The sequence below is a fragment of the Eubacterium ramulus genome, from assembly GCF_003122485.1.
In the GTDB taxonomy this organism is placed as follows: Bacteria; Bacillota; Clostridia; order Lachnospirales; family Lachnospiraceae; genus Eubacterium_I; species Eubacterium_I ramulus_A.
In genome coordinates this window covers 1-11452 of the sequence record NZ_JRFU01000105.1, presented here as the reverse complement: position 1 = coordinate 11452, position 11452 = coordinate 1, and the positions used below count along the sequence as shown (strand labels likewise).

7 protein-coding genes are annotated in these 11452 nt (G+C 45.0%); 5 read left to right on the top strand and 2 right to left on the bottom strand.

From position 1 onward, the window contains the following. Nucleotides 1–121: 121 nt before the first annotated feature. Together LG34_RS09305 and LG34_RS09300 are read left to right on the top strand one after the other, a co-directional pair. Nucleotides 122–673 carry a beta-class carbonic anhydrase gene (locus LG34_RS09305; RefSeq protein WP_109215833.1) on the top strand — a complete coding sequence of 184 codons (552 nt, stop codon included), beginning with the start codon at nt 122–124 and terminating at the stop codon, nt 671–673. An 89-nt stretch (nt 674–762) separates the two neighbouring features. Next, nucleotides 763–2247: an AAA family ATPase gene (locus tag LG34_RS09300; protein WP_109215832.1), complete on the top strand. Its 1485-nt coding sequence runs from the start codon at nt 763–765 to the stop codon at nt 2245–2247. On the opposite strand, the gene LG34_RS09295 is transcribed toward LG34_RS09300, so the two are convergent. After that, the gene (locus LG34_RS09295; RefSeq protein WP_109215831.1) at nt 2193–3596 is read right to left on the bottom strand and encodes a B12-binding domain-containing radical SAM protein; all 1404 of its coding nucleotides are present in this window, start codon (nt 3594–3596) and stop codon (nt 2193–2195) included. The genes LG34_RS09300 and LG34_RS09295 overlap by 55 nt on opposite strands. A gap of 175 nt (nt 3597–3771) precedes the next feature. Here LG34_RS09295 and LG34_RS09290 point away from each other — a divergent pair, with 175 nt between their 5' ends. Further along, a complete protein-coding gene (locus LG34_RS09290; RefSeq protein WP_109215830.1) occupies nt 3772–6540 on the top strand; it encodes a translation factor GTPase family protein in 2769 nt (922 codons plus the stop codon). Nucleotides 6541–6893: 353 nt separating this feature from the next. Beyond that, a complete protein-coding gene (gene lon / locus LG34_RS09285) occupies nt 6894–9176 on the top strand; it encodes an endopeptidase La (protein ID WP_109215829.1) in 2283 nt (760 codons plus the stop codon). A 111-nt stretch (nt 9177–9287) separates the two neighbouring features. Here lon and LG34_RS09280 read toward each other — a convergent pair whose 3' ends face one another. Beyond that, on the bottom strand, nt 9288–9647 hold the full coding sequence (locus LG34_RS09280) for a helix-turn-helix domain-containing protein (RefSeq protein WP_109215828.1): 360 nt from the start codon (nt 9645–9647) through the stop codon (nt 9288–9290). A gap of 323 nt (nt 9648–9970) precedes the next feature. Here LG34_RS09280 and LG34_RS09275 point away from each other — a divergent pair, with 323 nt between their 5' ends. Then, nucleotides 9971–11329 carry a citrate/2-methylcitrate synthase gene (locus tag LG34_RS09275; RefSeq protein ID WP_330427500.1) on the top strand — a complete coding sequence of 453 codons (1359 nt, stop codon included), beginning with the start codon at nt 9971–9973 and terminating at the stop codon, nt 11327–11329. Nucleotides 11330–11452: the final 123 nt, after the last annotated feature.

The window sequence follows — 11452 nt, the reverse complement described above, 5'->3', positions numbered from 1 at the left end:
CGCTGACCAGAATCACGCACCAAGTCTCACGTGCGTTCGACTTGAATCAAACGTGATTTGCACTTTTTTTGGAAATTTATATAACTTAAAGAAATTTAAAGTATATCGAGGAGGAGTACCAATGATTAACGAAGTTATGGAGTACAATAAGAAATTTGTGGAGGATAAAGCATACGAACCGTATCTGACCAGCAAGTATCCGGACAAAAAACTGGCAATTCTGACCTGTATGGATACACGTCTGACAGAGTTACTTCCGGCAGCACTTGGTCTGAAAAATGGTGATGCAAAAATTATAAAAAATGCCGGCGGCGTGATCACACATCCATACGGTAGTGTGGTTCGAAGCCTGTTAGTAGCGATTATTGAGCTTGGTGTAGAAGAAGTTATGGTTATCGGACATACAGACTGTGGGGTACAGGGTATGGATGGTGGAAAACTTCTGGAAGAGTTGACACACAGAGGCGTTTCACAGGAACATATCAATATTGTGCGAAACAGTGGTATTGATCTGGAAAAATGGCTTGGTGGCTTTGAATGTGTGGAGCAGTCTGTCAGAGATACCGTGATTGCATTGAAAAATCACACACTGATGCCAAAGAATATCACGATCACTGGATTTATCATGGATTCCGTAACCGGTGAATTACGTCAGGTGCCAGTAGAAGAATAAGCGATTTTACACTTTTCTAATATCGGAAGCAGTGCTATACTGATAGAGATTATAAAACATATGATAAAAACATACGAAGGAGAAATTTCATGCCTGTATTTGATTTTAATAATAAACCAGATAAAAATTCACATGGAAAATGTACTTACACCATGGTTTTTTCCAATGCTTCCGAAGCATCCGCAGAATCTCCGATTCTGTTACTGGATAACAAGATTCGCCAGTGGAAGCATCATTCATGTGGTGTTTTTACCAATCCTGTAAAACGCACTTCCTTTGAATTTGAGGAAGAAGATGGCAAGATCAGTGCGGATATTTTACAGATTGATGCACGTTTTGTCAGCCTGTTGCGCTGGCTTGGTGAAAACCATATTACCGTACGCCTTTCCGGAGAAAACCGTCCAGATGGTTATGCTGTATACAAGATCCGTGAGATTGCCTTTGGAGGTGGCACAAAACTGTCCGCTGAGGACGGATTTTTACAGTTTATGATGGAGCGTCTGTTTGCCAGCAACGCACCGACAGAGGTGTTTGACGAAGAAGAACAGGAAGAAGAAGGCGACAGCATGAAGCTGACCAGTCTGCAGAGTATCACAGATTTTATGAACTGTGCAGGACGCACTTTGCCGGATAACATTCGTCTGTGGGCGCGTCGAAATTTGGCAGTTGCCCGTTCCCATGAAGTTTCCGCGGAGGAGCGCCGTCATGCACAGCGTGCTCTTTCTATTATGATGAACATCCGTTGGAAGAGCAATTATTTTGAAGCAATCGACCCGGAAGAAGCACGTCGGATTCTGGATGAAGAATTATATGGTATGGAGCGTGTAAAACAGCGTATCATCGAGACAATCATCCAGATCAACCGTACCCATACACTGCCGGCTTATGGTCTGCTTCTGATCGGACCTGCCGGAACCGGAAAATCCCAGATTGCCTATGCGGTAGCACGTATTCTGAAACTGCCGTGGACCACACTGGACATGAGCTCCATCCATGATCCGGAGCAGCTGACCGGAAGTTCCCGTGTTTATGCCAATGCAAAGCCGGGTATTATCATGGAGGCATTTTCCGCAGCAGGAGAATCCGGACTGGTATTTATCATCAATGAGTTAGATAAGGCTTCCAATGGAAAAGGAAATGGCAATCCGGCAGATGTACTGCTGACCTTGCTGGATAACCTTGGATTTACGGATAACTACATGGAATGTATGGTTCCGACGGTTGGCGTATATCCGATCGCAACTGCCAATGACAAAGACCGCATCAGCGCACCGTTGATGTCACGTTTTGCAGTCATTGAGATTCCGGATTATACACCGGAGGAGAAAAAGACAATTTTCGCCCGTTTTTCACTGCCGAAAGTATTAAAACGTATGGGCATGAGTGAGGATGAGTGCATCGTGACACCGGAAGGCTTAGATGCAGTTGTGAAAAAATATGAGAACACAACCGGTATCCGTGATCTGGAGCAGGCAGCAGAGCATATCGCTGCAAATGCACTGTACCAGATCGAGGTAGATCATGTGGCATCCGTTACTTTTGATGCGGATGCAGTAGACTCTTTGCTGGAGTAATGCCTCAGATCATAATACACAGATCCTTTGGCAACTTTTGAAGCCACATGTGCGCCAAAGACACCCAGTCGTGCCATGATTGCCAGTCCGAACCGGCGGAAGGCATATTCGGCACCAAAAATCTGACGGATATCCTTCACGGATTTGAAATCATAAAAATATTTGGACGCTTCATAAAAAGTTTCCTGCAATTCCCAAGGCGACATATGCTTGGGGAGAAAGGTGACATTCATCATGTCAAAGCGGCTCCAGTCGCTGGTGATCATACGGTGATCCTGACAAAACTGGTCGTAAACTGGTGTGCCGGGAAAGGGTGTCAAAATAGCAGGTTGTAACTGATAGGCATGGATAGATTTTGCGAAAGCAACACTTCTGTCCATGTCTTTTTTTGTATCTTCATCCAGTCCAAGAACGATGCTTGCAATCATACGGATTTTGTATTTTTCGCAGGCAGCACCGGCTTTTCGGATATCTTCGATATTCTGTCCTTTATGGATCTCATCTAAGGCATTCTGGTTCAGCGATTCAATGCCGATCAACACTCTGGTCAGATGCGCGTCATGTAAAAGCTGCAATAATTCCGCATCATTCGCCAGATCCGTTCGCCCAAAGAAAAAGCTCTCTTTGAACGTAAGATGTTCGGCGATCATCCGGCGGCAGATATCTTTTGCCCGTTCTTTGTCCGCGGTAAAATTGTCATCTTCAAAATTCAGATAGCGAAAGCCCATTTGTTTATACATGCGGATCTCATCAATGACGTTATCCACACTGCGCTGTCGGTAAGGGGCAAACATGCGGGACGTGGTGCAGAACGTGCAGCGGTAGGGGCATCCTCTGGTGGAAATAACATTTGCCGCGACGCAGGGTGTTTTCAGAATCGAATAATCTGGAAATGGTGCCTCATCCACATTGGTCAGAGAGATCCCCTGCACGATCCGGGTGTTTAAACGTCCTTCCACTACATCTAAAATAACTTTTTCGCCTTCCCCGACAATGACCTGATCTGCATGCTGCAGGGCTTCTTCGGGAAGCCAGGTCGGATGCATACCGCCCATGATCACGCGGGCATTGGAATGTTTGTGGATGATGTCTGCCAGTTCATAACCTCTGGGAGCATTGGAGGTCATCAGTGACAGGCAGAAAATATCCGTATCCTTTAGCAGATGTTTTAACGGCAGGCGGGCGTTTAATTCTTCATAGGCTTCCACCTGATACCCGGCTTTTTTTAAAATGCCACCAAGGATCAACGGACCTGTGATGGAGTTGGACTGTCCGTAAATTTTCCCACCAAGACGATAGAGAGGAATCCGGCGCAGGTCGGAAGCAGGTACAATAAATACAATTTTCATAATTAAAAACCTCACAGAAACTATCTTTTTTGCAAGTATTGCCATTCCGTGGGAATCTATGCCAAAGTAAATCAAAATCGCAACAGTCGACTTGTATAAAAAATTATGGTACAATGAGCGCAATTGGATGAGGAATGCAGAGGACATTCTTAAAATTATGAGGTAAGTGAGATATATGGCAAATACAAATAGAAGAAAACACATCTGTACCGGACTGATGGCGCATGTGGATTCCGGAAAAACCACGCTGTCAGAGGCACTTTTGTATACTTCCGGAGCAATTCGAAAACTTGGAAAAGTAGATACAAAAGATGCATTTCTGGATACCGATGAGCGGGAGCGTGCCAGAGGAATTACGATTTTTTCCAAACAGGCGGAACTGACCTGGCGCGACACGGATCTGACATTATTAGATACACCGGGGCATGTGGATTTTTCTGCGGAGATGGAGCGTGTGCTTCAGGTGCTGGATTACGCAGTGCTGCTGATCAGTGGATCAGATGGTGTGCAGGGACATACGCAGACACTGTGGAATCTGTTGCAGCAGTATGAGATTCCAACGTTCTTTTTTGTAAATAAAATGGATCAGCCGGGAGCGGATCAGGCAGCTGTGATGACCGAATTAAAAGAACGGTTATCCGAAGGATGCATTGACTTTTCCGCTTCGTCCGTTTTGGCAGATGCAGTGATAGCAGACGTTGCAGACGCGAAAAAGGATTATGATGCTAAGCAGACGATGGACTCTGGAATGAATACAGATCAGAGTGTTTTATCTTTGGAAACATGGTATGAGGAACTGGCAACCTGTCAGGAGGAAGCACTGGAAACATATCTGGAAACCGGAACGGTGTCTGAGGCGCAGATTCGGGCAATGACCCGGGACAGAGAAGTATTTCCGTGTTATTTTGGTTCTGCCCTGAAAATGGAAGGAATCGAAACCTTTTTAAATGGATTTGAGTTCTGGACGGAAGAAGATACCTATCCATCGGAATTTTCTGCAAAAGTGTACAAGATTTCCAGGGATGAGCAGGGCAACCGTCTGACGCATTTAAAAGTAACCGGCGGTGTATTAAAAGTAAAAGATCTTCTTCGCACGAAGTCAGACGGGGAAGATGACGTGTTGGAAAAAGTCAACCAGATTCGTGTATATTCCGGCGAAAAATACGAAGTCCGTCAGCGGGCAGAAGCCGGAGAAATCTGTGCGGTCACCGGGCTTGCAGAGACCTATCCTGGACAGGGACTGGGAGAAGAAGCGGAAACGCTGCCACCGCTGTTAGAGCCAGTTCTGACCTGTCAGGTTTGTCTCCCGGAAGGCTGTGATCCGGCGCTGATGCTGCCAAAACTGAAACTGCTGGAAGAAGAACAGCCAGAACTGCACATCGTCTGGGATGAGCAGTTACAGGAGATTCAGGCACAGATCATGGGAGAAATCCAGACAGAAATTTTACAGAGCGTTATTGCAGAGCGCTTTGGCATAGATGTTACTTTTGGAAAATCCCATATTGTATACAAAGAAACGATTGCAAATACGGTGGAGGGCGTCGGACATTTTGAACCGTTGCGTCATTATGCGGAAGTGCATTTATTACTGGAGCCGCTTCCGGCAGGCAGCGGGTTACAGATTGACGTAGATTGTAGCGAGGATATGTTAGATAAAAACTGGCAGCGCCTGATCGTGACGCACCTTCTGGAGCGGGAACATCGTGGCGTACTGACAGGATCTGCTATCACAGATATGAAAATTACATTGATCGCCGGTCGGGCACATCAGAAACATACCGAGGGCGGAGATTTCCGTCAGGCGACTTACCGTGCTATTCGTCAGGGTTTGATGGAAGCGGAAGCGGTATTGTTAGAGCCATATTATCAATTTCGGATAGAACTCCCGGAGCAGATGATTGGACGGGCAATGACAGATATTGAAAAAATGAACGGCACTTTTGAAATTACACAGGCACAGGGAGGGCTTTCGGTATTGACCGGACGCGCGCCAGTCAGTGAAATGCAGGATTATCCGAAAGAAGTGGCAGCTTACACGAAAGGCTTCGGACGTATTTTCCTCACATTGGATGGCTATGCGCCATGCCATAATGCGGCAGAAGTCATTGATGCGATTGGATATGATGCGGAACACGATACAGCCAATCCATCCGGTTCGGTATTTTGTGCGCATGGTGCAGGTTTTACAGTTCCATGGAACGAAGTAAAAGAGCATATGCATGTGGAAGGATGGCAGCCGGAAACCGTGAAAAGGGAAGAACTTCCGGAACGGGCAACACGAAGTGTCATGGATGAGTGGATCGGTGTGGATGAAGTAGATGCCATTCTGGAAAAAACATTTTATGCAAACAGCGGCGCTCGAACCCGCAGAAACGGTGTTGTACGCCGGCGCAGAGTGGAAAGTCGGACGGAATCTGTTACCAGAAATTTTACATCACAGCCGAAAAAACAGGAATATCTGCTGGTGGACGGTTACAATATCATCTTTGCCTGGGATGAACTCAAAGACCTTGCAAGAGAAAATATGGATTCTGCCAGAGGTATTTTATTAGACAAGCTGTGTAACTATCAGGGTATGAAGCAGATCGAAGTTATTGCTGTGTTCGATGCATACCGTGTGATCGGACATGAGACAGAATGCTTCGATTATCACAACATTCATGTCGTATTTACAAAAGAAGCAGAAACTGCCGATCAGTATATTGAAAAATTTGCACATACCAATGCGTCAAAATATCAGGTCACCGTGGCAACGTCTGATGGACTGGAGCAGGTCATCATCCGTGGCGAGGGCTGTCGGTTGCTGTCAGCCAGAGATCTGCATGCAGAAATGGAGCTGGCAGGAAAGCAGCTCAGTGAGACATATATGCAGGAGTCAACAACGAAAAATCGCCTGATCGGAGAACTTCTGGAGGCACAAAAGAAAAATGATGCCTCAACGTAAGTATGTAAGTATATGAAGAGAACTCCAGCTATTTTGTCTTGTCCGCTAATAATCGCGTTCCAAGAAAAAATAGCTGAAGTTCTCTATTTCAGTTAAGAGTGAATATGGGCAAGTTTATTCAGTAACGTAAATGCAGAAAAAAGAAATCTTCTCCTCAAAGCAGGCATTTTAGCCTGCGTGAGGTGACGATTTCTTTTTTCTGTTCACAACCTAAATAAAACTTCAACTTGTCATAATGTATCGGATTTCCCATTTTTCAACCTGCAGTTTACCGTCAATAACTTGCAAAATGCGAAAAATGTGGTATAATTAGCACTCAATAGGACACTTTGCTAACAGAAGGAGGCGATCGTATGTTAGTTCTACCAGTATATGATTTACTGCTCCTTCCGGGCGTCACATTTAATTTCAAAAAAGACGTTCTGGAACGCATGCAGGTTGAAAAAGTAGAAAAGGGAGAAGAAATTCTGTTTCTGATCCAGAAAGAAGAAAAGAAGCGGGAAGACCTTATCGTAGATGATTTTCAGGAAAAAGGTCTGGTAGGAACCGTAGAAAATGTGGATGATGAGGGAAATATCAGTATCCGTGTTCACAATCGTGTGGATGTTTCTGACATAGAGATAACGGATGGAGCTTTTACCGCGGATGCAGCGATCTGTTCCGAAATCGCAGATCTGCCGGAGGAAGAAGAAAAAGAGATTTATAAAGAAGCGAAAAAGAGTCTGATCCAGTTTGTCAGCGGTTTTCAGTGGGGAGTCTGGGCGCGGGCGTTTATTCAGCACTGGAGTAACATGACAGAGATCATCTGTGCGCTGTCCGCTTATTTGAGTATTACGCCGGAGGAAAAATATGCGATCATTGCTGCAGATTCCGTGCGGGAACGTACAGAACTGATTGAGCAGTCCATTTATGAATTTATCGAGATGGCGCATGTCAGTGATGAGGCAGAAAGCGCTCAGCAGGAGACACATGAACGTGTTTACCGGGAGTCTGCCTTGAAGAAGCAGATTGAATTTTTGCAGGAGCAGTTAGATGAGATGCATCCGGAAAATATTTCCGATGTCCGCAAATTTGAGAAAAAGATTCAGGAATCCGGTATGAATGAGGAAGCCAGAGAAGAAGCGGAAAAGGTGCTGAACCGTATGAAACAGGAGGGCAAAGACAGCCACGAATACGGTCTGCTCTATGATTATCTGGATTTTATGACTTCCCTGAACTGGAAAGTGGCAGCGCCGGTAGAAATTGATTTAAATCAGGCGGAGCAGGTGCTGGATGAGCAGCATTATGGCTTGAAAAAAGTAAAAGAGCGTATCATAGAGCAGATTGCGGTGATGGCATTGAATAAGAAGCAGTCTGGTTCTATCCTGCTTTTTGTCGGTGCGCCGGGTACTGGTAAGACCAGTATCTGCCAGAGCATTGCCAAAGCACTGAACCGGGAATATGTGCGGATCAGTCTTGGTGGTGTCCGGGATGAGGCAGAGATCCGTGGCCACAGAAGAACCTATATTGGAGCGATGCCGGGACGAATTATGGAAGGCATGAAGCGCAGCGGCAGTTCGAATCCGGTCATGGTACTGGATGAAGTGGATAAACTGTCCCATGATTACAGCGGAGATCCGGCAAGTGCGCTGCTGGAAGTTCTTGATCCGGAGCAGAATTTCAGTTTTACTGATCACTATATGAATGTGCCGTATGATCTGTCAAATGTATTGTTTATCTGTACAGCGAACTCTGTTGATACGATTCCGGAGCCATTGCTGAACCGTATGGAAGTGATTCAGTTCCCAGGTTATACCGCCGTGGAAAAATTTGAAATTGCAAAAAAATATCTGCTTCCGAATGCGATGTCCACCATGGGACTGAAAAAGCAGAATCTGAAGGTAACGGACGATGCCATGCGTGCGATCATCAGTGAATACACAATGGAATCCGGTGTCCGCGGTTTAAAGAAAAAACTGGAGACACTGTGCCGTCAGGCAGCGGTAAAACTGGTCAAAGGCGAGCAGAAGAGTATTACCGTAGGGGTAAAACGTCTGAAAGAATTTTTGGGACGTAAGCAGTTACATCATGATGTGCGTATGCAGGAAGCACAGCCGGGGGTGGTAACCGGACTGGCATGGACCAGCGCAGGAGGAGAAATCCTCTTTATTGAGACTGCAAAAATCCGCGGTGACGGAAAAGTGAAAGTAACCGGACAACTGGGTGACGTAATGAAAGAGTCTGTGCAGATCGCGCTGACACTGGTGAAATCCATGTTTCCGGAGGAGGCAGAAGTCTTAAAAGAATCAGATCTGCATATCCATGTGCCGGCAGGCGCAGTTCCAAAGGATGGTCCGTCAGCAGGTATTACGATCGTGACAGCGTTGACATCTATGCTGTTGAACAAAGGTATTTCCCCGGAATTTGCCATGACGGGTGAAGTATCATTGCGCGGCGGTGTAATGCCGATCGGTGGTCTTCCTGAAAAACTGATGGCGGCACAGAGAGCCGGTATCAAGAACGTATTTATCCCGTATGATAACCGCGAAGATCTGGAGGATGTGGCAGAGGAAGTAAAAGCAGAGTTACATATTATTCCGGTCAAACGTGTGGAAGAAGTATTGAAGCATACTGGTCTGATAAGTGAAGATAAATAAACAGAAAAAGAACGTGTCTCTTAATATGTAAGGCACGTTCTTTTTCCATGTTTCATACAAGGTTTGAAAAGAATCGTCGTTAAAATCTGTTGTCTGAAATAAGTATATCAGCTATGATTCCTTCGCTGTATTTGGCTTTTTATATGGTTTTTGAGTGAGATCGGAGCGAATATTTTTTACGACCTCCAGCATCAGTTGTTGCTGCTCATCTGACAGGAGGACAAAATAATCCAGAAACTCTTTCTGCGTCTCATTCACCGGATATAATGTACTTTGATTATCCATGAAAAACTGTGACAGTGTGATATCAAAAGATTCGCAGATATATTCTAATGTTGCGATAGAAGGAATGGTATTTCTCTTACGCATATTAGAAATCGTGGAAGTTGATAATCCGGACAGTTTCGAAAGCTGATAATCGTTTAAATGTTGTCTCGCCATAATCTCGTCAATTCTTTTTAGTACATCCATGTTGAAACCTCCTGAAACTTCTGCCCGTATAAATAGTAGTAAACAATCGTATAAATTGCTTATACAAGTATTCCACCTAGTTTTATAGAAATAAAATAGCGTACATATGTATGCTAAAATTACTCAAGTGTGATATAAAAAATCTGTTTATACTTTTTTTATTTGACAAAATATTAGCAAAAGGGTAGCATGAGTGCTAGAAGTGTCTTATTTCAGTCAGTGTATACACGAAATTTTCAGAGTGTTTGACTTGTGTAGATACATTTTGCATCCATGGTTAGAGTATGGGTGTTTGATCGAATAACGGAACAGGAGGAGAAACTATGTACGATAAAGAGATGCTGGATAACTTTTCCAGAGATTATGCACAGAAATGTCGGGTGACAGACCAGATTTCCGCTGAATTGTTTGACGCAAACGGTGTGCTGCGTGGACTTCGTGATAAAAATGGAAATGGTGTCGTTGCCGGTTTGACCAATATATCAAAAATTGAATCCTTCCGAATGGAAAATGGACAGAAGATCCCATGTGATGGTAATCTCTGGTATCGTGGATACAATGTCATTGATCTGGTAAAAGGATTCGAGGGCAAACGTTACGGATTTGAAGAAGTTACTTATCTGCTGCTGTTTGGCGAACTCCCATCCCCGGCACAGTTGAAAACTTTCTGTGAAGCACTGGCAAATGCACGGCATCTGCCGACGAATTTTACGCGAGACGTTATTATGAAAGCACCGAGTGCCGATCTGATGAACTCTCTGACCAGAAGTGTATTGACACTGGCATCCTATGATGACGGGATTAGCGACAGTTCTTTACAGACGGTTCTGATGCAGTGTATGAAGCTGATCAGTGAGATGCCGATGCTTGCCGTATATGGTTATCATTCCTATAATCACTTTCTTCGGGATGAGAGCCTGTATATTCACCGTCCGCAGCCGGAGCTGTCCACCGCGGAAAATATTTTGCTGATGCTCAGACCGGATAAAAAATACACAGCACTGGAGGCACAGGTTCTGGATGCTGCACTGGTGCTTCATATGGAGCATGGCGGTGGAAACAACTCAACATTTACGACACGTGTTGTTACTTCGGCAGGTTCCGATACGTATTCCGTTATCGCGGCAGCACTGTCCTCTCTGAAAGGACCGAAGCACGGCGGTGCCAATATCAAGGTCGTTCAGATGATGGATGAGATCCGTCGGGAAGTATCTGACTGGGGTGATGAAGACGAAGTAAAAGCATACCTTGGAAAACTGGTTGATAAGCAGGCGTTTGATCGAAAAGGTCTGATCTACGGAATGGGACATGCCGTATATTCCCTGTCTGATCCGCGTGCCCGCGTATTCAAACATTTTGTAGAAGCACTTGCGATTGAAAAAGGCAGAGAAAAAGATTTTGCCCTGTATTCCATGATTGAGCGCCTGGCACCGGAAGTCATTGCTGAGAAGCGTAAAATTTACAAAGGTGTAAGTGCCAACGTCGATTTTTACAGTGGATTTGTATACAGCATGCTGGATATTCCGCTGGAACTTTATACACCGATTTTTGCCATGGCACGAATCGTTGGATGGAGTGCACACCGCATTGAAGAACTGGTAAATGCGGATAAGATTATTCGTCCGGCATACAAGAGTATCATGCAGGAACGCGATTATGTGCCGATGGATGAGCGTAAGTAATATTTTTTTACAGATAGTGGGCAGTTGTTCGCGCAGGAGGATGCAAGGAATTTATGTGTTCAAGTCGAACGCATGTGAGACTTGGTGCGTGATTCTGGTCAGCGCAAGCTGACATCTTCTTTT